The organism is Mesomycoplasma bovoculi M165/69 (genome assembly GCF_000524555.1).
GTDB lineage: Bacteria > Bacillota_I > Bacilli_A > Mycoplasmatales > Metamycoplasmataceae > Mesomycoplasma > Mesomycoplasma bovoculi.
Map to the genome: position 1 here is coordinate 477,861 of NZ_CP007154.1, position 26,857 is coordinate 504,717.

Annotated in this window: 15 protein-coding genes and 1 tRNA gene; 1 reads left to right on the forward strand and 15 read right to left on the reverse strand. The window is 29.1% G+C overall.

What is annotated here, in order from left to right; translation table 4 throughout:
* Window positions 1–27 precede the first annotated feature (27 nt).
* The 9 genes from MYB_RS01920 to smpB form a co-directional block, all read right to left on the reverse strand.
* Window positions 28–2,265 carry a putative immunoglobulin-blocking virulence protein gene (locus MYB_RS01920; protein ID WP_022935453.1) on the reverse strand — a complete coding sequence of 746 codons (2,238 nt, stop codon included), beginning with the start codon at window positions 2,263–2,265 and terminating at the stop codon, window positions 28–30.
* A 133-nt stretch (window positions 2,266–2,398) separates the two neighbouring features.
* Window positions 2,399–4,828: an Ig-specific serine endopeptidase MIP gene (gene mip / locus MYB_RS01925; protein ID WP_022935452.1), complete on the reverse strand. Its 2,430-nt coding sequence runs from the start codon at window positions 4,826–4,828 to the stop codon at window positions 2,399–2,401.
* Between the two features lie 161 nt (window positions 4,829–4,989).
* Window positions 4,990–7,116 carry a putative immunoglobulin-blocking virulence protein gene (locus tag MYB_RS01930; protein ID WP_022935451.1) on the reverse strand — a complete coding sequence of 709 codons (2,127 nt, stop codon included), beginning with the start codon at window positions 7,114–7,116 and terminating at the stop codon, window positions 4,990–4,992.
* 143 nt (window positions 7,117–7,259) lie between these two features.
* Window positions 7,260–9,743 carry an Ig-specific serine endopeptidase MIP gene (mip, locus tag MYB_RS01935; RefSeq protein ID WP_022935450.1) on the reverse strand — a complete coding sequence of 828 codons (2,484 nt, stop codon included), beginning with the start codon at window positions 9,741–9,743 and terminating at the stop codon, window positions 7,260–7,262.
* Between the two features lie 50 nt (window positions 9,744–9,793).
* Window positions 9,794–10,591 carry a TIGR00282 family metallophosphoesterase gene (locus tag MYB_RS01940; protein WP_022935449.1) on the reverse strand — a complete coding sequence of 266 codons (798 nt, stop codon included), beginning with the start codon at window positions 10,589–10,591 and terminating at the stop codon, window positions 9,794–9,796.
* A 12-nt stretch (window positions 10,592–10,603) separates the two neighbouring features.
* Window positions 10,604–11,842 (reverse strand): hypothetical protein, encoded by a 1,239-nt coding sequence (locus tag MYB_RS01945; protein ID WP_022935448.1) that lies wholly within the window; start codon window positions 11,840–11,842, stop codon window positions 10,604–10,606.
* Between the two features lie 73 nt (window positions 11,843–11,915).
* A tRNA-Thr gene (locus tag MYB_RS01950) sits at window positions 11,916–11,991 on the reverse strand.
* Between the two features lie 151 nt (window positions 11,992–12,142).
* Window positions 12,143–12,772 (reverse strand): thermonuclease family protein, encoded by a 630-nt coding sequence (locus tag MYB_RS03300; RefSeq protein ID WP_084626641.1) that lies wholly within the window; start codon window positions 12,770–12,772, stop codon window positions 12,143–12,145.
* Entirely contained in the window at window positions 12,754–13,188 is a 435-nt protein-coding gene (gene smpB, locus MYB_RS01960; protein ID WP_022935446.1) for an SsrA-binding protein SmpB, read from the reverse strand. The genes MYB_RS03300 and smpB overlap by 19 nt, the downstream gene beginning before the upstream one ends.
* Window positions 13,189–13,234: 46 nt before the next feature.
* On the opposite strand from smpB, the gene MYB_RS01965 reads away from it, so the two are divergent.
* Window positions 13,235–15,820, forward strand: a complete 2,586-nt coding sequence (locus MYB_RS01965; RefSeq protein WP_022935445.1) for a cation-translocating P-type ATPase — start codon at window positions 13,235–13,237, stop codon at window positions 15,818–15,820.
* 58 nt (window positions 15,821–15,878) lie between these two features.
* Here MYB_RS01965 and MYB_RS01970 read toward each other — a convergent pair whose 3' ends face one another.
* The 6 genes from MYB_RS01970 to MYB_RS01995 form a co-directional block, all read right to left on the reverse strand.
* On the reverse strand, window positions 15,879–16,760 hold the full coding sequence (locus tag MYB_RS01970) for a type I phosphomannose isomerase catalytic subunit (protein WP_022935444.1): 882 nt from the start codon (window positions 16,758–16,760) through the stop codon (window positions 15,879–15,881).
* Entirely contained in the window at window positions 16,760–17,041 is a 282-nt protein-coding gene (locus MYB_RS01975; RefSeq protein ID WP_022935443.1) for a hypothetical protein, read from the reverse strand. Before MYB_RS01975 ends, MYB_RS01970 begins: the two co-directional genes overlap by 1 nt.
* Window positions 17,034–19,031, reverse strand: a complete 1,998-nt coding sequence (locus MYB_RS01980; protein ID WP_022935442.1) for a fructose-specific PTS transporter subunit EIIC — start codon at window positions 19,029–19,031, stop codon at window positions 17,034–17,036. The genes MYB_RS01975 and MYB_RS01980 overlap by 8 nt, the downstream gene beginning before the upstream one ends.
* A 151-nt stretch (window positions 19,032–19,182) precedes the next feature.
* Entirely contained in the window at window positions 19,183–20,037 is an 855-nt protein-coding gene (locus MYB_RS01985) for a MurR/RpiR family transcriptional regulator (RefSeq protein WP_022935441.1), read from the reverse strand.
* Window positions 20,038–20,057: 20 nt separating this feature from the next.
* Window positions 20,058–23,159, reverse strand: coding sequence for a P110/LppT family adhesin N-terminal domain (locus MYB_RS01990; RefSeq protein ID WP_022935440.1), 3,102 nt, complete (start codon window positions 23,157–23,159; stop codon window positions 20,058–20,060).
* A gap of 1 nt (window position 23,160) precedes the next feature.
* A complete protein-coding gene (locus MYB_RS01995) occupies window positions 23,161–26,322 on the reverse strand; it encodes a P97 family adhesin (RefSeq protein WP_022935439.1) in 3,162 nt (1,053 codons plus the stop codon).
* Window positions 26,323–26,857 lie beyond the last annotated feature (535 nt).

Below are 26,857 nucleotides of genomic sequence, written 5' to 3' on the forward strand. Positions count from 1 at the left end.
TTAAAAATTCAATTTATTTATATATTATTAAATATATCCACCATCATTAGATGAACCAGAACCAGTTGATGGAGATAGCGCATCTGCACTAATTTTTGTAATTTTATCAGTACCTGGAGTGTTAATATTTATTTTATTATTGAACAATCCAATATTTTGAGAACCAACATTAACCAATGTGATGTTCATTCCACTTGTATTGCTATTTGCTATATGAATAAATTCAATTAAATTTTGAACACCTTGTGAATTTAATTGTCCAGTAACCTCGACTGTTGGACTTGGAGTGATTTGATCACCTTCTTTAATTTCAATTTTAGGTTGCTCAAATTGACTTTTAGCAACAAACCAATTTCAACCAGCATCATTTAAATCTTGAGCATTAAAGGTCAATTTACCTTGATGAGAACCAATAATTAACTTTGTGAATCTCAAATTTCTGTGTTGATAATCTTCTTGTGCATATTTATCACCAGGTCAATTTTTAATTTTATCATTAAATAATTCATTAACTTTGTTCAAATCTAAACCTGTGAAAGTATTTTGTTTAGTTGCTGAAAAGTCCAAAATAGTTGGATATCCACCTTTTCCACCTAGATTTCCTTGGAAAATTCTTTCGGTTAGCTTGTCATCATAAGCGATTTTGAGTCCTTTAGCAATGGATGTGCGATCATCTTTACTTGTCCATCTAAGTGTATTAAAGACAATTGAACTCCCAGCTTTACCAGCATTTCTATCTAGTTCACCTTGATTAAAGTAATCAAAACTAATATATTTGACATTTTCAATATCATTTGGATTAATAGCTCAATCAGCATTTAGTGAATTCTTTTCTGTATAAATTGCTAGCTCATCTAGCTTTTTGCCACGAAGTCCATCTAATGAGTCGACAGCATAATAATTATTTAAGAAAACATAAGCTGCTTTAATAGAATTTGGCATATGACTTAAAATATTTGACGCATTTTGAGTTGAGTGAATCTCACCAATATTTTTAATACGCACAGCAGTTAATTTTGAATCAGAAGCTGCAACTTTCTTTAAAACTTCTTGGAACTTAGCAAATGAATTTTTATCATTTGCATCAAGTTCAATTAGGTGTTGTTCACCTTTAGTTTTTCCATCTACTGGCTCATATTTATCATTTGGCACATACTTATAAACTTTAATATATTGCCCATCAACACCTTGGCTTTTGTAGTTGCCTGTTGATGAAATATCGGTTTTGGTTCAACCTGGAAAATTTCCACTTGAAATTTCTTCAGGATTTAATGGAACTCAACCTGGTGTGTTGAAAAATCTTTTCCGATTTCGAATCCGATAGGTTCCATTTTTACCTGTGACAGGATTGTCATCTGGATTGCGATATTTCATAACAAGATTATCTTCTGGACTAAAAGTCATACCTCTTGAAATGGCAGTTAATTCATCAGGTGTAAAACTAGTTTTTTCAGGTTGTTTAGCATATAAATCTAACTCACGTTGATATCTTTGAAGATCATTATTGTATGAAACACCAATCAATTCAAAACGTTTGTGATCATGAGCTTCTTCTCAAAGTGAACGATTACCTTTAGCATAAAAATTATAAGGGGTATCAAAATTTTCTCTTCTTGAACGCTCATTTTCTAAATATTGTTGTTTTAGGTTTAAATAATCTTGCAAGGTTCTCTTAATTCTAGCTTTAAGACCTAGCTCATAGTTTAAAAGTGCTTCTTTTTCAACATCACTGTAGTTAGATGGAACAGAAAAACTAGCATTTAATCTATTTTGTAGTTCCTTCAAAAGCTTGTCATCATTTGGTAAAATTTGATCAACTGACAAAGGTGTTACAGCAGGTGCTGGTGCTTGGTTTTTTGAATCCTCTGAACGACTTGGAGTAGGATTTTTAACAGGTTTAGCTTCAACTTTAGGAGTTGAAATTGAAATTTGAGTATCTGGTGCTTTACTACTTTGTTTTGGTTTTGGTGGAATAATATTGCTTTGATCAGTTTTTGGTGCTTCCACTTTTTTAATTGTTTCAACTTTTTCTGGAGGTTTTGGTACAAATTTTACATTCGTCACAGGTGATGTAAAATTTTTGTCATTTACAGGATTTTTCTCAATAGTTGAAGGAGAAGAAGTCGAATAAATAATATTTTGATTAGCAAAATAACTAAAATTTGATAAGTTGGTAGTAAGACCAAAACCAGTTACTCCAACAAAAACTATAGTTGAAAGTCCAATAACAACTTTCGCCCTTTTAGTAAAATATAGTCTATTCATTTTTTATCTCCTATATATATATATATATCAAAATTTGTCTTTAATATTTTATAACTAAATAAAACATTAAAGACAAAAAAATCCAATTTTTTTTAAAATTTGGATTTTTTTAAAAATAAATATTCCTTAAATATTATTGACCATTATTTTTGAACACATCTTTTCTATTGGATTCAGCAAAGCCATTTGGGAATAAGAAAGTCTTAACATCATTATTTTTTTTAGTATACATATGTTGCATTGCATCAAAGTATGATTTTTTTTGCTCTCCTGCTCCATCTTTAGTTCCATCACCATAAATTAAATCATATTTTGGTAAGTTATACCTACCATAATATCCTTTGTAATCTTTTCCGTAAGAACGCAGATTAAGTACTCCAGCAACAGAAGCATTTGGTCCACTCATATAAATGAGACCATACATTTTTTGATTATTGTCCTTGTCTTTTAAATAAACCGCAGAACCTGACATCCCACCATGACCGGACATATTATCTAATGTAGTTCCAAGACCTGAGAACACATATAAGTCATCTGTTTTAAATGTACGAGTTGCATTATCATATTTTTCAAGAATTTGCCCACCGCCATCTAAGTAAGGGGCTGCAATAAAAATATCCATAATTCCTGGAGTTGACATAAAACTTCTAAAAGATCTTGATCAGTTGAGATCTCCGCCACCTTTTTTTAATGGTTCTAATTCTTCTAAATATTTTTTACTTGCTCGAGCTCTAGGGAACAATTTAGAAGGTTTATTGATTAAAGGTGAAATAGATCCATCTAAAAGATTTTCAATTGGGGGTTTATCAAAACTTCGTCCATTATTAACTGGGATTTTGTAATTTAATTGAGGAATCATTTTTTCAAATGCTGAAGTTGGGAACCCAAAAGCATAAAATGGATTTTCCTTAAGTTCAGAATATTGAGTTTTGTCTAATAAATTTACATTAGAAGTTAAAATAAAATTTGAATTTGGAGTTTTATGTTTATTATATCAATTTTCTGTAACTAATTTTGCTTCTGCTTCATCTTTAAATGTGATTTCAATAATTCCAACATCCATCAAGAAATTCACACCTTTTCAAAAATCTTGATGAGTTAATTCACTTAATTTTTGCTTCATTATTTGAGAACCAATCATCACTAGTTTGACATTTTTAGGATCTATTTTAATTTGTTTGTAATATTTTTCTCATTCACCTGTTCCAACTAAAGGTATTTCTTGATTAAGTTTAACTTGTTCTTTGACAAGTTTGGAAATATTAATATCTGTTGTGTTATATGCTTTGTTATATGTGTTATAGTTTGATGTATCTCTTCCAAAAACACCATCACCCTTATCATTTTCAAGTCTTAGTTGAGCTAAAACGTGGGTATTTGTAATAAAATATCAGGTTAAAGGATACGAACCATCATTAGGTAATTTGTAGTCAATAATGTTCATGGTTCCACGTTTTGCTTCTGTGTTTCCACGTTCTTCACCTGGTTTTCGATAATCTTCAGCATAGTGTTCTGTACCATCTGCATTTTTAACTAATTTAGTTCCAATAACACCATCTCCTATAGAAACGGATACAGCATTATCAATGAGTTCCATATAATCATTATTTACAATGTCTCGTGGAAGTCCAAAATGCAAAGGTCCGGATTTATCTTTATCAATCTGACCTTTTTTAGGTCCGGATTTATAAAAACTAATAGGTGGAATAGGAAAACTTCTTTTAGTTGTAGGAATATGAATTAAATTTCTATTGTTTGGATCTGGTGTTACAAATGTTCTATAATAAGCATTTTGTGGGAGTGGTTGATCAACTTCTCTTGCTAATCTTTCAAGATCTTGAGAATATTTTGGAGCATTGGGTCCATCTCATGGACCAAAAACTTTAGATGGTTTTCATTCATAAGTAGCAGATTGAGAACCCCCTAAATTGAAATACGTTAAAACATAATTCAATTCGTTTTTAGGAAAATCATATTTATATTGATCATCAACAAGCCTCTTTCCACTTGCATCAAACTCAGGAACAGTTTGTCCTTTGGGTTTTGCATCTGCTAGTTCTTTTTCGAATTTCTTAATTCTTTCATCACTCACAGGTGGTTCTGGAGTAAATTCTATAGGTTTGTGTTCCTTCTCTTGTGGTTTAAAAATTTCATCTAGTGAATTGATCACCATTTTTGTTTGTTCATCTTCTATCCCATAAGTTTGAATTTGTTTTCTAATTAAATCAATTGTTCTTTGAAGCTCTTTTTCTCTTTTTGCTTTAGTCTCATCATTTAAAGGCAAGCTATTTAGTTTTTTAAAAAGAGATTTTGAAACTTCATCTAGTGAATTCGAATCTTGAATTTGTTCTTTTAAGGTTGAAATATCTACTGATGAAGAATTTGAATTATCAGGATTTGAATTATCACCCGGCTTTGGTGATTTAATATTTAAACCTTGTTTGTCTAACTCTTGCGGATTCACTCCACAAGAAATTAAAATAGGCAAAGTAATAATTGGCGACAAAGCTAAAAAAACTTTCATTTTAAAAGATAATTTTGAATTAATTTTTTTAAATTTCATAAATCTCTCTTTATTTTATAGTTATTAAGGAATTAAGATAATGCAAATTGGGTTTGAAGGAAACCTTTTAATCTAGTGAAACAATGTATAATTTATGTTTCCAAATTGGTAAGTTTGATAATAATTTAATATTTTTAGGTAATGTTAGCCTATGACTTAGTTTAAGAATTTACAATTATATTAGTAATAGTACTTGATGAAGGAACTACAATTTGCTTGCTCATTCCGCTAGGTCAATTATCTACTGTTACATTTTGAATTTTATTTCCTGAACTACTACTATTTGCTATTTCAAGAAATCTCTTCAATTGATTAGCGCCCTCAGTGGTTAAATTTCCAGTTACTCGAATAGTAGAATCATATGTCAACTCATATGTATCTCGGTTTTTCACTGCTATTATAGGTGGATTTTGTGGTCCTCCAGGTTGAATTCATCTTGTAAATCCTGCATTATTCAAATCATCTGCCTTAAAATTAATCACACCATCTTCATTTACTCCAACAATTAATTTTGTAAAACTTAAAGTGTGATGTTCATAATCTTCTTTGGCATATTTATCTGTTGTTCAGTTTTTAACAGACTGGTTAAATAGTTGTTGAATATGTTCCATATCCAATCCATTAAAAGTATTTTGATTAGTTAAAGAAAAGTCTAAAGCTGTTGGGTGACCTCCCTTTCCACCAAAACTTCCTTGGAAAGGCCTTTGTTCCATTTTTGAACCAAAGGCAATTTCAAGCCCTTTTTTAATAGTGTTTGTATCATCACCAGCGTATCATCTTAAAGTATTAAATACAATAGAACCAGCAATTTTACCTTGATACTGTCCAAATTGTGCTTGATTATTGTAGTCAAAAGAAATAAATTTTACATTTTGAAGATCATTAGGAGATACAGATCAATCAGCGTCAAGTGAATTTTTATTTGTGTAGATAGCAAGTTCATCAAGATGTTTATCTCTAAGTCCTTTGAGAGAATCTGTTCCTTCATAATTATCTACAAAAAGATATACTGCTTTAATTGAATCTGGGATAGACTTTAGAATATCTTCTGCATTTTGAGTACTATGATTTTCACCAACATTTTTAAGTCTAACTCCCTTGAGTTCTTGGTCATGTTGATTGACATCGGCTAAAATTGCTTGAAATTTTTGGAATGCTTGATTATCATTTGCATCCAATTCAATAATATCACCTGGTTTACGAGTTTGATCCTCATTTTGTGCATTTGGAGTGTAGCGATAAATTTTGATGGAATTTTCATGACCTTGAAGATAAGATGAATATTGACTAGTTACATCCTTTTTATCTCAACCTGAAAAATTCCCATGCAAAATATCATAGGGGGTTTGTGAGTATCAACTTTGAGTGTTAAATACTCTTTTTCTGTTATTGATTCTTAACCTTCCATTTTTTCCAGTTTCTGGGTTGTCATCTGGGTTATCATATCTTCAAACTCCAAGGTCTGTTTCACTTGGAATCAAACCTCTTGAAAGTGATTTGATTTCATCTTGAGTAAATGAAGTTTTTTTAGGTTGAGATTTTAATCAATTCAAATAACTAGTTTCTTTATCTAAATCATATTTTGCAAGTGAAACTTGACCAGCTAGTTCTGCTTTTCATTCATACTCTGATAACTTATTTCTATTCCACATTGGTGAATAATCATTTCACTTATTGTCACGAACATAAACTTTATTATCATACGCTTGTTGCGCATTTGCAATTCTTTGTTCAACCTTTTTAATTTCAGCTTCAAAACCTTTTTGGTAATTTGCTAATGCACGTTTTTCTAGTTCTGTAGTAACTTCAACTTGAATATCATTGTTTGAAGTTTTTGGTTTTTCAATTGGTGTGACATCATTTTTATTTGAAACAATTGGACTTGGTATTGGAATTTCAACAGGTTTTGATTCTAATTTGGGTTTTTCAGGAGTTAAAATTTGAGCTTTTGGTGGTTGGACAACTTTTTTAGGTTCTTTAGGTTTTTGTGGAACAACATTAATTTGATCCACTTTTGGTGTTTCCACTTTCTTAGAGGGGGGGGTTATTTTTTCAGGAGGTTTTGGTACAAATTTTACATTCGCAACTGGAGATGTAAAATTTTTGTCATTTACGGAATTTTTTTCAATAGTTGAAGGAGCCGAGGTTGAATAAACAATATTTTGGGTAGTGAAATAATTAAAGTTTGTCAAATTATTAGTTAAACCAAAACTAGTTAGCCCTACAAAAGCAATTGCAGAAAAACCAATAATGATTTTTGTTCTTTTAGTAAGATGTAATCTATTCATTTGACACCTCTCCTATATATATCTTTTGTGTTGTTGTATTTTTAAACACATAATTTTAAACTAAATTATACTACTAGAGACAAAAAAGTCCAATTTTTAAAACTGGACTTTTGCTTTTTGGAAAAAATTTCTATTTAAATATATTAATGATTTAGTTCACTTTTGTTTTCAAATACATTTACTCTATAAGATTCACCAAATCCATTTGGGAATAAGAAGGTTCTAATTTGTTGCCCTTTATTAGTATACATATGTTGCATTGCATCAAAATAAGATTTTTTTTGATTTCCTGCTCCATTGGCAGTTCTGTCACCATAAATTAAATCATATTTTGGCAAATTGTATTTGCCATAGTAACCTTTGTAATTTTTACCATAAGACCTTAAATTAATCACACCTGTAGAACTCGATAATGCATCACTACTGTAAATGAGTCCATAAAGTTTGCCATTTAAATAAACTCCAGAACCTGACATCCCACCACCTGCTACCATATTATCAAGAACTGTTCCTAAACCTGAAAATGCATACCAATCATCCTTGTTAAATTTATGAGTTTTATTGTTATATTTTTCAATAGTTAAAGCACCTTCTTCTATATAAGGAGATGCTATAAATCAATCTGTTATTCCAGGAGTTGACATAAAACTTCTAAAAGATCTTGATCAATTGAGATCTCCACCATTTTTTCTTAATTGTTCTAACTGTTGCGATTTATTTTTGATTTCATTTCTTTGAGGAAATAATCTAGATGGTTTGTTAATTCATACCGATACTGAACCACCTAATTGATTCTGAATTTCAGTTTTATCAACATTTCCATAATCAATTTCTTTAATGTATTTTTCAGGAGTGGAAATAGGAAATCCTAAAGTATAAAAAGGATCTTTTGGTAAATTAGCATATTGTTTTTTGTCTAATAAGTTAGCATCTGAAGTAATTATGTAATCATTATTTTTATTTAAATTTTTATGTTTTTCATATCAATTTTGAGTAATTGATTTGGCATCTTCTTCTGAATTAAATGTGATTTCAACAATGGCAAAGTCCATAACCATACCTACACTTTTTCAAAATTCTTGATCTGTATAGTCACTAACTTTTTCACCCATTACATTAGTCCCTATCATAACTAATTTAATTTTTGCAGGATCGATTTTAATATTTTTATAATAATCTTGTCAATCAGGTTCTTGGTTACTTAAAGGGATGACTTTATTTAATTGCACTTTTTCTTTGATGAGTTTTAAAATCGATACTTCCCTAGTGTTATATGCTGTGTTGTGAGTATCATAATTTGTTGTATCCCTTCCATATACACCATCGCCTTCATCATTTTGAAGTCTTAGATGTCTAGCCACATGAGCATTTGTTGTAAAATATCAAGTTAGTGGATAATCTTGACCATCTTTGACTTGGTAATCTAATATATTAAAAGACCCTCTTAGTCTAGCAATATCTGGTAGTGTTTCTCCTGGTTCTCGATAATCCTCTTCAGTGTGCACTCCTTGTTCATCATGCACTTGTTTTGTTCCCACTTGTCCATTTCCTATCAAAACAGATACAACGTTATCTATTAAGTCCTTGTATCTATTATTAACAATAACTCTAGGAAGACCATAATGATTAGGGCCTGATTTATTTTCATCTATTTCACCTTTGTGAATTCCTTTTGTATAAAATGAAATAGGCGCTATATCTGGAATTCTTTGAAAAGTAGGAATGAATAATTTATCTTTATTTTTAGGATCTGGAGTTGTCATTGCTCTGTAATAAGCATTTTCTGGTAAGGGTTGGTCTACTTCTCTTGCTAATTTTTCTAATTCTAATGAGTACTTTGGATGATTTAATCCATTTCAAGGAGTAAATTGTTTTTCTTTTTTCAAGTTATGATTAGTAATCGCTAATTTTTCACTACCATATTTGCTAGTGAAAAAATCATGTAATTTTTGAGGAAAATCATATTTGTATTGGTCTTCGACAATGCGTTTCCCATTTTTAAATTCAGGAATGGTTTGATCATTTTGATCATTTTGATCTGTATTGTCAGCACTTTTTGCATTCTTAATAAATTTATCAATCGAATTGTGACAAATATTATTTTCTTTTGTTAATTTTGAAGATTCAGATTTTGTTTTGGATTCAACCTTTAAAATATTATCTAATGAATGAATTGATAATTTTATTTGATTTTCAGAAATATCATTTTTTTCAATAGATTCTCTAATATGATTAACATTTTGAGTTAACAGTTTTAATTTTTGCTTTTTAGTTTGGTCATCAATATTTAGTTCATTTATTTTTTTAGTTAATTGCTCAAATGAGTTTGTTAGCAAAGTCAAATTTGCACTTTCTGGTTTTGAAGCGGGTGTATCAACAGGAGTTTTGGTAGATTTTTCTTTTGAATCATCAAGATTATTAGAATTTTTATTTGCAAGATTATTTTGAGAATCATCTATTTTTTTAGAATTTAATTTTGGAGAAACAAATTCATTTGTAGATTGACAAGCGGTTAAAGAGGCAAAAGTGGTAATAGATAAAAATAGAAATAATATTGTTTTTGTTTTCTTATTTAAAGAAAAAAATGATTTTAACCGTAATAAAGTGACCATTAATTTTGTTTTCATTTTGTGCTTCAACATTTTCCTTTTAATTAGCATAAAAAATACTTATTTAACTACTCATAAATTAAAATTGGAGTAATCTTTTGTTCGCCCATTCTAGTTGATAATTCTAAGATAACAGCATTAAATTGGCAACGGTTACTAGATGTTACAAATCTAGTGCTGTGATTGTAACGAGACATTCTATAAACATCTAAAAAATTTACTCCAATAGCATCATTGGCTGGACCTGTCATTCCCACATCTGTAATAAATAAAGTTCCATAAGACAAACGACGAGCATCACTTGTTTGCACATGAGTGTGAGTTCCAAGTACAGCATTGACTTTACCATTTAAATAAATTCCTAAAACATTTTTTTCACTTGTAGTTTCAGCATGAAAGTCAACGATGTGAAAATCACTTTTATCATTTGCTATGACTGGATCAATGGCATCAAAAAAGTTTTGTGCTTCTTTTTCTTGTCATGGTTTGTCTAATTTATTAAAAGTGATACCAAGTAGTGATGTTACTCTAAAAATTTTGTTGTTTCTTTCTATAGTCACACTCCCCTTACCTTCATAATGGTCTGGGATATTGAGTGGTCTTACAATGTCACCATTATTAATAATTAGATTTATATCTGGGTTGAATCAAACATGATTTCCTACTGTAAAAACATCAATTCCGATTTTTTTTAGGTAACAATAATCTGCTTGATTAAGACCTTTTCGTCCAGTAATATTTTCGGCTTGAGCAATGACTAAATCAAAATTGTGTTCTTTTTTCAGTTCGTTAAATGTTTTTTCAAACATTTTAATACCTGGTTGACCAAAAATATCACCAATAAATAAGACTTTTGCTGTTTTCATAATTATCCTTGTTTAGTTTTTGAAAAACCTTTCATCAAGTTTATATCATTTGCCAATTGTATCTAATGACTTAGTATTGACCTGATAATATTCAGATAAAATTTCTTTTATCCTTTCATTAATGTAAAACTTGTCAGTTTGTTGATTTTCAATACACTTTGTCCAAAATAAATGTGGTATTTTTTCTCAAATTCCACCAATTTCTTCATGTAGATTCTCTTGATTTTCATCAAAATCACAAGCTCAAAGAAATTGTTTGCACACATAGTTTTCAAAATCTTTTATTTTTGATATTTCTACAATTAGTTTTATAAATTTTACTAGTGTTTCTGGACATACTTTATTAGTTTTTTCTACAAATCTCTCACTGTAAATATGTAAAAAGTAAGCTTTGGATTTTACATTGACTAAAAAATTATTAAAACCATAATTTACAATTGAAAGAATTTCTTTTAGCCTAATAAAAAAATTAAAAAAGTTAGAATCTGTAAATTTTATGGAAAAAGCTATCACACTATATGATTTTTTTGAAAATTTATAATTAAGATGACTAAAAAGTGAATTAACAAACATAGGTTTATTCTCTTCAACTGGAATTAATGAATCTACTAAAGTTTTATTATTTTTTATTTTTGAACTAGTGCTTTTTTTAGGTTTTACTTTTGTAGTCTCCTTTAATTTCTTTAATTCTAATTCTACATCAATTAGCATACCTTTTTTTACATATTCATTATATTCTGAAACTTTACCACAAAATAGTTTCCTTTTGGAAATTTTTTCATTATCATCTTTGTTAAAATAAACTTTGTATTCATTCCCATTAAATAAAAAATTTAATTTCTCACCTTTAGCTTGATTTGCAATTTTAGATGTTGGTTGCAAATTGTCCTTGTGGTTTTGAGAGAAGTTTGAAATTAAATTAGTTTTTTTAAATTCATTACACTTACTTTTTGGAATAATATGGTCTCTGTCCCACTCACCCTTTACATATTCTTCTTTTTTAATTTCCACACCAGCAAAATCAAAATATCGACCATCTTTAGATTTTTTAGGAAAATATATATCTCAAATTTCATAAGCTTTTTTAATTGTTGCGGGTTTTGGCCCTCTCTTTGTTGTTTTTTTGGTTTTAGTTTGTGGTTGATTTGTGTTTGAATTAGAAGTTTTTGAATTGCTTTTTAAAATTACTACTTTAGTTTTTTTATCTTTTGTTTTCTCTTCAGATTTTAAATCTTGTTTATTTTTATTCATTTTTTAAAAATCACCCTCCTTTAATAAAAAAAGATGCAAAAATTATTTAGCATCTTGTGGTCTATTTTAGATATGGTGCCAACAACAGGAATCGAACCTGCGACCCCATCCTTACCATGGATGTGCTCTACCGACTGAGCTATGATGGCTTAATATTTAATTAACGGGTTAATTATAATATATTAATGTGAAAAAATAAGAATTTTTGAGCATTATTTTACTATTTTTACTTATTTTGCATCTTTTTCAAACATATTTTTTAAAAAAAATTTTTAATCTAAGAATGTTTATAAATAAAAATTAATCATAAATTTTTTCTCAAATTTTGTCTTTTCAAATACCTTTTTCTTCATTTTTAGCAGCTTCTTGAACTTTAGAAAATAATTCAAAAAGTTTTTTGTATTGAGGATAATAATATTTACTTTTAGAATTTTTGATATCAAAAAATCGCATTTGAGCTAAGCCATAACTTAATTGTTCAAAACTAGCATTTTTGCCATCTATTTCAACAATAGCAACCTTGCGATCATAAGCATCTGTGGCTGCAATTGTAATTTTAACTAATTTATTTAAAACTAAATCACTTAAAATTTTTTGTGCCTTCAAGCCATACAACTTACTTAAACGAGCATCTAATTTCTTCTTTTTATGTTTGATATGTTGTTTGGGTTTCAACTCTGGAGTATCAATTCCAAAAAGCCTGATCCGATTACCTATATAATCAGTGAAAGTGTCACCATCATAAACACTTTTTACAATAGTATAATAACTTTTACCAACTGATAATTTGGTTTCTTTTTTGACAAGTGGAAAATCTAATTTTTTCTCATTTATACTTATTTTGTAAGGAGAAATTGTGTTTGAATTTGATATTGAGCAACTAACAAAAAAGAAAAGAGAAGATAAAAGGATTAATAATTTTTTAAAAATGAGTCAATTTTCCTTTTTTGGTCTCGTTCTTTAATGGTTTGCCTTTTATCATATTTGGTTTTCCCTTTTCCAATTCCTAAAACAATTTTAATCTTACCATTTTGTCAACCAATAATTTGTGGAATAATGCTAATTCTTTCCTTTTCTTTGAGACTAAATAACTTACGCAATTCTGCTTTGGTAAGTAGTAATTTACGAGATCTAGTCAAATCTCCTGGAACATTCATATATTGTCCTACATGAATATTGCTCACAAATAATTCGCCATCTTTAAAATAGCAAAAACTTGATTTTAAATTCACATTTCCAGCTCGAATTGACTTGACTTCTCAACCCAAAAGTGAGACACCAGCTGTGAGTTGTCAGTCAATTTGATAGTCATAGTTAGCAACTTTATTTTTAGCAATCTGTTTCATTTTTTAATTGTTATAATTATATTACATTTTTTAGAGGTTTTTGCATATGAAAAAAGAAAATAATAGGAAAATTGATACAAAAATTATTAATTTTTTAATGGCAATTGACAAAACAAATGGTCCTTCTAAGCAACAAGTTATTAATTCCAAGTCCGACTTTGGAATTAATCAATTGCCAACTATTAAGCCAAAATCACTTGCAAAAAGAATTTTGGAATTACTTTTAGAACCACTTACAATAGTGCTTTTATTTGTTATTATAATTTCTTTAATTTTAACTATTGTTTTTCATCATGAAAACAAATTGTCAGAACAAATTGTTGCTTATTTAGAACCTATATTAATCGCATTTATCATTGCAATTAATATTTTTTTTAGTTTAATACAAGAAAATAAAACTAAACAAGCTTTAGATGCTATTAAAAATCTAAACTCACCCGTAGCAACTGTGATAAGAGATGGAAAAAAGATGGAAATTGATAGCACTTTGGTACAAATTGGAGATTTACTTGTTTTAAGTGCTGGTGACATTGTTGCGGCAGATGCCTTTGTAATTTCACAAATTAACTTCCAAGTCCAAGAAGCAATGCTCACAGGTGAATCAAATGCAATTTTTAAAGAAAATTTCAATGATTTTGACCAAATTGATAGTCAAATTTATGCAGGTTCGTCTGTGATTTCAGGACAAGCTATTGCTTTAGTTTATGCAATTGGGGAAAACACTAAAATGGGGGAAATTGCAAAACTAGTCTTAAACACAAAAGAATCTCAAACTCCTATGCAAAAGAAGATGATTTTGTTTTCAAAAATCATTTCTATAGTTGCTATTTTAATTAGTATTATCTTCTTTTTTATTTACATTTACGCAGTTGCTCAAGGTGATTACCAACAATCTAAAAACGCTATTGTAGTCTCACTAGTTCTAGCTATTGGTTTTGTTCCAGAATCGCTTGTCCCTTTAATTAGTATTAATTTAATTATTGGTATTAAAAAAATGGCCAAACAAAAAGCCATTATCAAAGATTTATCAACTATTGAGGCTCTTGGAAATATTTCTGTTGTTTGCAGTGACAAAACTGGAACATTAACTGAAAACAAAATGTCTATAGTTGATATTCACATAATAAATGACAATGAAGTTGAAAGGTTTTGAAAAGAAACTGTTTTAAATTGTAGCGCCTATTCGTTTTTTGAAAATGGCATTGAAGAATTTCGTGGCGATCCTGAAGAAGTGCTTATTTTGCAACAAGCAAAAAAATATGGCATCGAACAAAAAAACTTATTATCAACAACCCAAATAATTGGCAAAATTCCTTTTAGTTCAAAAATAAAATTTAGTGGGGTTGCTATTGATGAAAATGGACAAAAATTATTGTATCTCAAAGGTGCTCCAGAAGTTTTGCTGCCACTTGCAAAATCGAAAAATAACCAAATAGAAGAAAAATTAGCATTTTTTCACACTAAAGGTTATCGTGTTTTTGCAACAGCTATTGCAAAAATTCAAGACAACACAAATCTTGAGCAACAAGTCAAAAATCTTGAAATAACTGGATTAATAGCTCTTTTTGACCCACCAAGAGTTGAAATTAAAGATGTTGTTACCAAATTGAGTAAATCTGGAATTTCAACTATTATGATTACCGGTGATAGTTTGCCAACTGCAAATTCTGTTGCTAGTCAGACTGCTATATTAAATGATTTACAACAATTGGCAGTTAATCGCCAAATGTGAATGAATGATCATAAATGAAAAAAACAACTAGAAAATTATAGAGTTTATGCTCGAATGCAACCTGAGGATAAATTAGAAATTATTGAAGCATTACAAGAAAAAAAATATCAAGTTGCAATGCTTGGTGATGGTATCAATGATGCACCAGCACTTAAAAAAGCAAATGTCGGCATTGCTATGGGTCAAACTGGAACTCAGGTTAGCAAACAGGTTGCAAATGTTGTTTTAGAAGATGACAATTTTGCAACTTTATATAATGCAATCAAAAATGGACGAATTACTATTTTGAACATTAAACAACTAATTAGCTTTTTATTTATAGCTAATTTAGTTATGTTGCTAACTATGTTTATAGGAACCTTGTTGTTTAAAACCAATATTTTTGGTTCACTACAAATTCTTTGAATCAATGTTGTTTCAGAGACATTTGGTGGCATAGCAATTAGTTTGACAAGTTTAGAATCACAAGTGATGAACAAAAAATTTTTAAAACAAAATAATTATTTACTTACAAAAGAACTAATAATTAAAATAATTATTTGAGTAATTTGCATTACTACTTTAACACTTTTAACTTACTATTTTAGCTCAAAAGACCACTTGCAAGCATCTGGAATTAGTTTTTTTGTTGCATCAACAAGTTTAGCAAGTTGTTCTTACTTACTTGCAAGTAATAAATCAATTTTCACATTTAAATTTGCACAACAAAAATACTTGCACATTGGATTTTTAATTAGTTTTTTAACTGTTGTTTTTGTAACTTTTATTCCTTATTTAAACACTATTTTCCATATGGATGTTTACCAAGGTGATAGTTTAAAATTATTATTTTTATTAATTGCTTTAGCACCATTTACAATTGACCAATTAGTTAAATTAATTTATAGAAAAATACACTAATTATCTATATTTTTCTATCAAAAAAATAAAAAATAGTGTTTTTTAACACTATTTTTTATTAAATTACTTCATTAATAGTTAATGTTGCTTTGCCTTTAAATTGAATTTTTTGCTTCAAATTACCTGTAACTAAAATAGCATCATAAGTTTTAAAAGGCTTGCCATCAATTGTGCCTGACCCATCAATTATAACAATTTCATATCAAAAAACATTGCTTTTCGGCATCAAATCTCAAACGTTTTCAAAAGAGATTTTAGATAAGTTGAAATATTGATTTTGAACTAATTGTTCTTGATTTTGCACAACTTTTGGCTGTAAGTTAAATTTAATCGTATCTCTGGACTCTTGAGTGTGTACTTCTCGCAAGTTACCTTTGCTGTCCTTGCGCTCATAGTCATAAATTCTAAAAGTTATATCACTACTTTGTTGCAATTCATAGACAAGAGCACTTGATGGAATTGCATGAATTAAACCTGCTGGAATATAGCAAAAGTCTTCTTTTTGTAACCAAATTTTGTTTAATTGGCCAACAATTTTGTTAGTTAAATCAAAATTAGTTACATATTTTTCTTGCAATCCAATTAAAAATGGGTGTACAGGATTATTTAAAACTAATCAACATTCATCTTTGCCTTTTGAATTATATTTTTTAGCATAATTATCATCTGGGTGAACTTGAATGCTTAGATGTTCTTTAGCATCAATGATTTTGTGTAAGTTTGGAAAAATTTCAGACTCATAATTGCCAAAAAACTCTTTATTTTCTTGATAAAATTGACTTAAAATTACTCCATCCACTAATGATTCTTTGCCTGCAACTGCACTAATTAATCAAGCTTCCCCTGCATTAAAATTCAAACTAAAATAATTTGCTAAATTAGTTCCTGCTCAAATTTTTGGCTCAAAATATGGGCGACAAAAATAAAACTTAGACTTCATTATTTTAATTTTTTGTTAAACAAATGATTTGCTAATAGTGTTTCAAAAACAAAAAGCAAAATACTAATGATTATCAAAAACACTCCATAAATGTATTCAGAAGTATTTAGTGACTTTAATTGATTTTCTTGTTGAGCGCTTAAATCTATGATTTTATGAAGTTCAACAAAAATATTGTAGTTATCTCTACCCAAAATTAAAAACACAAGAGCTAAAATAAAAGTGATGATGGCAATTGCTAAAATTGACCAAAAAGCAATAATTTGTTTGTTCTTAGGCATTTTTTCCACCTTTAAAAGTAATTGATTTTTTAATTGCTAATCCAATTTTATCTAAAATTGCAAAATTACGGTTACGTGTAAATCCATAAATGAGCATTGTAGTTAGTGAACCTGCAATTATAGCAATAAAGAAGAACAAAATACCAAGAGCAACACCATGAACATGTGAACCAACAGCTCCTAAAATTGCTACAATTGGTCCACCATGTGCTGCTGCATTTGTTACTGACAACAATCCTGCAATCCCACCAGCGACTGCTGAACCAACTACATTGGCTAAAATAACTCTTTTTGGATCTGCAACTGCAAAAGGAATTGCACCTTCAGAAATACCTATAAATCCCATGATGAGCGCAGAAACTCCAAGAGATTTTTCTTCTTTGTTAAATTTTTTATAAAACACTAAAGTTGTAAGCCCCATTCCAAGTGGCGCAACTGGAATGGCTGCTCCAACCATTCCCATAGGTTCGAAAACACCAGAAGTTACAAGCGCTGATGAAGTTAAAAAGGCAACTTTGTTAATTGGTCCTCCCATATCAAATCCTGCCATTCCGCCTAGTAAAATTCCCAAAACAAAGGCAACTCCTAAACTAACTGATTTAATTTCACCTTTAGCACTAAAGATAGATTTGAGACCATCAATAAATTTGTCCATCACTCAACCAACTGGTGCACCAATGACAAAAATAACAATTAAGCTATAAAATAAAGTCACTCCAATTGGAATTACAAACATTGGCACAATTGCACTTAGTGATTTTTGGATTTTTAGTGCAGTTATATATTTAACTGTATGACCAACTAAAAATCCAAATAAGATAGCACCAATAAAGCCCATCGGTGTCACAACTGTGATGCCACCGATGCTATAAAATAGTCCGGCATTATTTGCAATTGTGGCCGTTACAAAACCTGGCATTAATGCAGCTCGTCCTGCAATGGAATAAGCAATGTAGGCCCCTAGTGCTCCAATCATAATTTGGAAGGAAATTACACCAATTTGGAGCATCCAATCTAGGAAATCTCCTTTTGGAGCTGCAGAATTATTTCCATAAATTGCTTTTCCAATTCCAAGTGATAAAGCAATCATAATTCCGCCAAAAATTACATATGGAATCATATATGAAATTCCTGTAATTATGTGGCGAATAAAGCCTGTTTTTTGCCCTTGCACATTAGTAGGTATTTGATTTGTACTACCTTCTTTGATGAGCACTGATGCATTTTTAGCTTTTTCTACAACAGAGTCACTTTTGTGAATAGCTTCTTTTGTTGATGTTTTTAAAACTTTTTTGCCAACAAAAATTGAATCATCAATTTCAACATCAGCAGCTATAATCACAAATTGTGCTTGAGTAATTTGACTTTGGCTAATTACATTTTTAGCTCCAACTGAACCGCGGGTTTCAATGTGTGGCTTATAACCTGCTCTTATAAGTGCCTGTTCTAGTCTTTCTGCTGCCAAATAAGTATGGGCAATACCAACTGGACAAGAAGTAATTCCAATTGCAAGTGGTTTTTCTTGTTGCTCTTCAATATTTTCAGATTCTTTTTGACTAGTTATTGCTTCAAAAATAGCATTTTTATCATTAGATTTCAAAATTGAACTTATTTTTGAATCTAAAACTAAGGTTGCTATTTTTGAAAGAGTTTCAACTTGAGTTGTATCTTTTTCTACTTTTGGAAGCAAAATTACAAAAAGATATTTAGCAAGTGTGCCATCAAAATTTTGTCAATCAATACCTGTTTGCAAACTAATAAAAAATAAAGTTGGCTTGCTAACAACATTGCTTTGACAATGTGGAATTGCAAATTCTTGTTCAATTCCAGTTGTAATTTGTTCTTCACGAGATCACAAATCTACCACTAATTGCTTACCATCATTTACAATGCCTTTTTCAACAGCAACTTGAGCTACAAAATCAAAAACTTGTTGTTTAGAATCAAGTTTTTGATTTAAAAATATATTTTCAATTGTAAATATTTTCATAACAATAATTTTCCTTTCTATATTTTCCTTTATTTTCCAACTTAAATTGCTTTTTTGCTTTAAAAATAAAAAAATTTTTGTTTATTTTAAATTAAACAAAAATTTTTTTAATTTAGATATTATTTTTTAAAAGAATACTATAAATTTCAAGTTATTTTTTAATCTTAACTTTGTTTCATTGAGCTAATAAATCAAGATTTTGTTGGTATTTTTCTCGAAATTCTAAAGGTAAATTTTGCGCGATGGTAAAAAAGATTAAATCAGCTATAAAAAATTGATTAACTTTGGAAGAAATGGAGACAAATCTGTTTTGTTGTTCGCGAGTTTGATAATATAAAACTAAATGATTTGGAGACACTAATGTTTTATTTGCTGTGACAATAATTAAATTTTTGCCTTTGTCTTCAAATTCATTTAATAAAAACACAATTTCTTTTGTTGTGCAACTTTTTGAAAATAAAATAATGCAGGCATCACTTTTTTGACCTGAAATTAACAAAAAATTGTGAAAATCCGAAAAACAAAAGGCATTAAAACCAAGTTTTTGCAAGTTAATTCCAAGCTCACGAGCTGCCAACTGAGAAGAGCCTGCTCCATATAAATAAATTTTTTTACTGTTAAAAACTATCTTTGCTGCACTATAGACTTGATCAATATCAATTAAATTAACTGTTTGCGAAAGTGATTCTTGATAATATAAATTAAGTGAGTTAAGAACTTGTTGTTTGTTATCACAAAATTTTGAATCACTTTCGCAATTATTATTAATTTTTTGTGAACTTAAATAATTATGATAAACATAAAACTGAAAACTTTTTAGTGAAGGAAAACCAAGTTTTTTAGACAAAACTGAAATAACAGCCATTGAAGTCTTACAAATAGATGCTAATTGTTTAATTGAAGAATTGTAAAAAACAATAGGATTTTCGATTATTAAATTAACAATACTTTTTTCATTTTTTGTAAGTTGTTCAAGTTGCTTAGGACTAAAAAAAGCAGTTTTCATTTTTATTAAAATTTAAATTACTAATTTTTTGTATAACTTTTTAGAAGGGCCTCAAAAACAGCACTTGGTTGTACTTCTTTTGTAGGAGTTGTTGCTGTTACTGCTGGTTGAGAAGGTGCTTGAGTTTGTTGTTGTGGGGCAACAGATGGTTTAGTAGAATCAGTAGATTCAGATTGTTTTGCATTATAAAAAGTTAAGGCATGCAATGTTGTTTTGGAAGCATTTGGAGTTGATTGTGTTGTTGGAGAAGTGTTAGAACTTGGAGATGATGGAGAAGTGGTTTGAGAAGGTACTGGTGATGCAGATGTTATTGGAGCAAATGTTGTTGTTGTAGGTGTTGATGATTTTTCTGGTCCTAAAACAATGTTTGAATCTTGTTTTCCTAAATTTCCTAAAAGTGTTGTTGCTTGACTACCACTACTACTTTTATCAAGTTCAAAAGTATTTTGTTTTTTTGTATTTTCGCCATCAAAACTTGCTGCATTGACTTGAATTTTACCATCATTTCTATCTATAGTTAAAACAAATGTGGTTGCCTTTGAAGTTGAATTTTCATTTCCTTCAATTGGAAATGCTGCTAAAATTTCAACTTTTTTATCAGTTCCACCAGTGGAACTAGTAGTGGTTAAATCACTAATATTATCCTTATTACCAAATCCAATAACTCAAGCAGAACCACTTTGAACTTGAGTAATCTTTTTGCTTTTTAGATTTTCAAATCCTTGAATTTTAGAAATATCAGATACTTTTTCTACAAATAATGCAAAACTATTATTAGTTCCATTTGATTGAACATTAGTTCCTTGCAATGCTTGTGTATTTTTTGGCTTCTCTTGCAAAATAATTCTTGGTTTATTTTCTTCTAATGAATTATCTTCTGAGAATACAATTCCAAAAGAAGATGGTTGTTGATTTTGAGTTTGAACAACTTGTTGTTGTGCTTGCAATGTTTGAGCGGCGTTTCCTCCACCACTTGCACTAGTACTTGTGCCTGGAAGTGCATTTGATTGTGGTGCAGGTTTTGGAGTATTATTTTTTAAAGTTAATTCTTCAGAATCTAAAATAATACCACTAAGTCCATTAACTTGATTAACTTCTAGTTTTGAATTATCCTTAGCTTCAAATACGAAATTATTATTTAAAAGTGATGGTAATACTTTTTTACTTTCTTTATTTTTTTCATCAACAGTTTTTAAAGCTGCTCCATCAAAATATAAATCTGAACCTAAATTTTTAATTGTGGTTAGTGCTGGCAGGGATGGTGCAAAACCAGCAATGATGATGTTTTGAGTTGCAACTCTTTCATTATTATCATTATAAATAGAAATTCCAATAATAAGTTGTTGAGATGCATTATCAAAACTTAAATTGTAATTAACTTTGTCATTTTTAAGTCCAGGTTGATTGATAATATTGTTAAGACTTGAAAAGATTTTTGCAAGTGCTTTAGAAGCTTTGGTCTCAAGTGCAAGTCCAGTGCTTGGATCAATTACTGTTTGTTTAACAGTTTTTTTTCAATTTGGAAAATCAATTACATTATCAAAAGTTTGTTCAACTGAATGTACTATAGCTTGTTGAACTGTTACACTATCATAATTTGATGAATTTGTTAAACTAACAACCCCATATCCCTTAGGTGCGCTTAAATTCTTTAAAAATGCATAATAAGCAACATTGATGTTTTCAAGTTTTGCAATAATATCAAGTGCATTTACATAACCATATTCAGGACGAACTACAAAATAGTTGTTGTTTTCAACAACTGCATTAAGAAAATCTTGAGCATAGTTGTTAAAAATACGAAAATTAAAAAGGAAGTAATGGCTTTGTCCAGCATTTTCATCATCTTGGTCAAGATTATCTGTTAAATCAGAAAGTGCTTGTACAGGTGTTGCTGTTACTTTAGAAGATTGTAGTTCAGAGTTTTCGGCTTTAGTTTGAGCATTTGAACTTGAGGCATTAAAATCGACAGTAGCACGAACTTGGATTTCTCCAAGAGCATCTAATTGAAAATTAGTTTGTTCAATTTGAGCTCTAAAAGTTGGATGCAAATGTTTAAAATAACGTTTTAAAACACTAAAATCAAAAAAATCTGTAACATCTTGACCTTCTTTGAAAAAGGTTGAAAGATTTTTTTGACTCAAAGCAATTTCTCTTTGTTTGTCTGCAATTAACTTAACAGGATTGCGATCTGGATTTGTAACATCCGATGTTAATTTAGTAAATTCTTGCAATGCTAATTTGTAAGAATTTAAATTAGTTATTTGTAATTTGAACTGACTAACTTTATTATTTCCATCTAAAATTTCTACAGAAACTATAAGAGATCCGCTGTTGTCATCAATTTTGTCAAAAGCAATTTGATTTTCAGAGTTCTTAGCAAAATCAAGTCTCAATTCTGAAGGAACTACAATATTGCTTCCATTTGCATCAATAAGTTTTAAACTTCCAAAATTAGAAACTGTTTGACCAAAATCTTGATTGTGACTAGTGTAAAAACTTTGAATTTTACTTGCTAGTGTTGATGGTAAAATATTATCAGTTAAGTCAAAATTTTTATAAACTAATTTTGATTGAGTTTCATCAACACTAAAAACTGGTACACGAGTTGTTTGCGCTTCACCAAATCCTGAAACATTTACAACACTTGAATAAATTTGGTTGGTTGCATTATCAACTGCAGTAAATAAAACATTTTCAAGTTGTTGTGCTGTGGCAATGGTGTTATTTGCTGCCAAGTCACTAGTAATAAAATAAGCATTAACTTTAATATTTGGGTATTTTTGTTTAAAATCACTTAAATCAAAAATACTAATCAAATTAATAGGATTTTTTTTATCCAAAACTAAATTAAAAATTTGACTTGGTGAATATTGCTTGTATTTTGCTTCAAGCGGCAAACTTTCCATTTGTTTTACAAAATTTTCGTTTGTAAGAGGTGTTGAAGCACCTGCTAATTGCTCTGTTTTACCAAATTCTACAAAACTTTTATAATTTTTATTTTCAAAATAATTGTAGGTAGCCCATCCGCCAGCTATTGCAGCTGCAGGCACTAAAAGTCCTGTTCCTAAAATTAATATTGCTTTAACATGTGATACTTTTTTAACTAAAATATGTTTCATATTATTGGCCATCCTTAGCTTCTGAAACTGTAAATACTATAATACTTGAACCAATTGGTTTGGGCTCTTTAGGTTGGGTTTGAGTTGCAGTTTGTGCTTGCCCATTTTGTTGAGAATGAGTAGCTTGTGGTTGTGTAGCAAGTGTGGGGTTAGCAGTGGAACCGCCTGCTTGATTGTTAGACGAACCGGCTGCATTACTTCCTCCAGCATTACCACTTGGACTTCCAGCTGTTGTTGGAGGGGTTTGTGCCCTTGATTGTGCTGGAGTATCTGGATCATTTGCAACATCTTTTACAATTTTTTCTTCATCTTCTTTAGGAATTTCTGTTAAAAAGAATTTAAGTGTTGTCTCACCAACAAAATTTGTTGAAACACCATTTGGTTCATATAATAATGCTAAACCTCTCAATAGTGGTTGAATTTCCATAAATTTTTGGTATCCAAAAAATTGTTGAAATGCTTTAGCAGTTTCTAAAACATTCATTTTTTGTCCATTAAATTTATTCTTAAATTCATCTAAAGTTTTATTTTTCAAAACCAATTGATGTAATTGAGCTGGCAAGTTACTTGTAACTTGTTTTGCCAAACTAATGTTTTCTACTTCTTTGTTTGAAGCACTGGAGACCATTAAATCTAATTTTTGTTCACTAGTTTTAAAAACTATTTTACTTGGATTTCCAACTTCATAAAACTCATAATGATAACTTAGTTCCAAAGGTTTATCATCTTTTGGAAGTTGAGAAGATGAATCTTGAGTTGTATGAGTATTAGATGTAGTTTGACTTACATCTGCAACTTGTGTTGCAATAGCTTGTTTTGAATTTTCTTTTGTATTGTCAAACTTGATGTTGTATCTTAATGATCTTGCAAAATTATCATAATCCTTAATATTATCATCAGCATTATAAGTTGAAATAAATAATTTAGCAAAAGATGAAGCAGTTAATTGGGATTGTTCTTTTTCAACTGCTTTTATTAATTTATCAAGCAAATCAATAGCAAATGTCTTTTGAACTAGTTTTAAAGATTTGATAACTTGTGAGTTAGTTGTTTCAGATTCAGTTTCTGCTGTTTCAGTAGTAGATGATGATACTTGTGTAGCTTGTGTGCCAGCATTTTGTGCTTGTAAATTACTATTACCTACTTGGCTTGATGAACTAGTTTGCCCATTTTGCACACCATTTTCACTACTTGTAGCATTCGCGTTACCCTTGGTAGTTTCTTGTTTTTGTTCATTATCTTTGTTTAAAACATTAAATAAATGAGTTAGATAGGCAAGATTTTGTTGCTCACTTAATTGTAAAATTTTATTTGCAAACTGACCAAATGATAAATTACTATCAAAAAATACTTGAGCGTATTCGTTATCCTTGATGTGAACTGGCAATAAAGTTTGGCTATTAAAATCATTAATTTTTGCTAATTGGTATTTAGAAATTCAAGCATTTAAAAATGGTTGTTCCACAAAAGTATAATCAAATTGACTTGGATCTTTTAACAAATCCAGCAATTTATTGTAACTTTGATCTTGAACTAGTTTTTCAATTTTTTCATATGAAATAAGTTGGTGTGATTTTAGTGGTTTTTTCTCAGTTGTATCACTTGTTGTTTTTGTTGTTGTGTTATCAACAACATTTGAAATTTGAGCAATATAAGGAACAACTGGCACTCCACCTTTAATTTGATAAGAACCTGGTTGACCAGGAACTTGCTCATATTGACGAAGTAAAATAGTTACATTTTTACTTAAATTTAAAGATGCTGATTTATATAAAATTTTTCAAGGCACACTAATATAAGTGGAAGTGGCATCTCCACCTACAACAATATTTGCAACATCTATTTCATAACTAAAACGTTTGTGAACTTCATCAGATGCTTGATCTAATTCATTAAAATTAATTGGTAAATCTGTTTGTAAAAAAGAATTTAAAATAGATTTAGCTTCATCTGATGTATTTAATAATTGACCTTGCTTGAATTTAAGTTCACGATAAACTTTAATAAGACTTTTTTTGGAAATATCTTCTTTTGCTCTTGATTGTGCTGGTTTGTTTGTTTGTGAATCATCTTCTATAGTTTCATCAGCAGTGGTTTTTAGTCCTAATGATTGAATTTGTGAATTGGAAAAGTAATAATTTTTAGCAACTGGAGATTCAATGTTGACCTGTCCAAGAAAATCACTAGTGCTAATAAAAGGTGATAATTTGGTTTGATTATTTGCAATTTCAAAACGAACTGTAGTGGTTAAATCTGAGTTAAAATTTTTTGGAAATAACTTTTTGGCCTCATCATTAAAACCTAATTTAAGATAACCTTCAAAAGTATCGGTGGCAGTTGTTGAAGGAATAAGTCATTTTATTTCATCATTATTTTTAAAGGCTGGTTCTAATGAAATTGAATAAGGTTTAATAATTTTGTGATCAAAATTAACAAAAAAATTAGAATTATTTAATAAATTGTTAATTAGCTGCTCAATATTAAAATAGTTATTAATTTTTGCAATAGCTTCTTTAGATGTTTTGGCTTGATTTACATCAGCAACAAAATCACTAGCTAATGTTATTTTGGCCAATTTGTGACCATCTGAAGAACTATTATATGGTTTAAGAGCATCATTAAACAAAATTTTGGTCGCACTGCTAAAGTTGCTTAAAAAGAAGGTTGATTCTACATTTATTAGAACACTTGTATTTATTTTTTTAGAATAAAAAGTTTTACCATTAATTTGAGTGGTAATATAAAATTCAATATCAAAGGCTTGACTTTTATCATTTGGTGTAACTTTAGAAAAAGTTACATAATAAGAACTTGGCAAATTAAAATTAATAAATTGTCCATCTACAAATTTTTGTAAAACAAAAAAATCGCTTGCTTTTTTTGTGTCATTGCTTTGATTTCATTCGCTTTTTAATTGACTAAAATTACTAAAAGGACTTATTTTGTTTGAACGAAAAGATACTGCATCAACTTGTTTGGCAATTTTTTCTAATTCTGATGTAATTTTAGAATAATCAGTTACACGAGTTTGGGCAAGTGCATAAGAAATACCAACAGAACCACCAATTGCAAGTACAGAAGCAGTCACTCAAGCTAAACCTATTAAAAACTTGAGATTTTTTTGTTTGTGGACACCTTTATTAATTGCGCTTTTTTCTGCCATATTAAAATCCTTTTGTTAATTAAAATTGTTAAAAAAATTAAGTAAACTATTTCATAGTAATTTTACTATAAAAATCTAGCTTTTTTTAATTTTAAATATTAAAAAATAGCATTTTTAACAAAAACGTTATTTTTGAATGATATTTTATTTAACACATTTGATAATAGAAATAATTTTGATAAGTTCTAACATTAATTTTGTATTATGAAAATAATAAATAAAGTTATTTAGAATAACTTAAATGTATATACAACTTAACTATAAACACTGAAAGAATAACACAATTTTGTTTAGAAGGTCTGATTTAATATGTTATCAACTAAAATTTAATCAGATGGAATAGGTTTGCCTATTCGAATTAAAATTAAGCTAGAACCTATCAAAATTATCACTATTACTTTTAAATTCACCTCCTAAAAAAATTATAGCACTTTATTTTGTTTTAAACAAAAATCTAACTACTAAATCGAGATTTAAAAAAACTTAAATGTTGATGTTTTTTAATACTAAATTTTTAATATGAAATTAAAAAAGA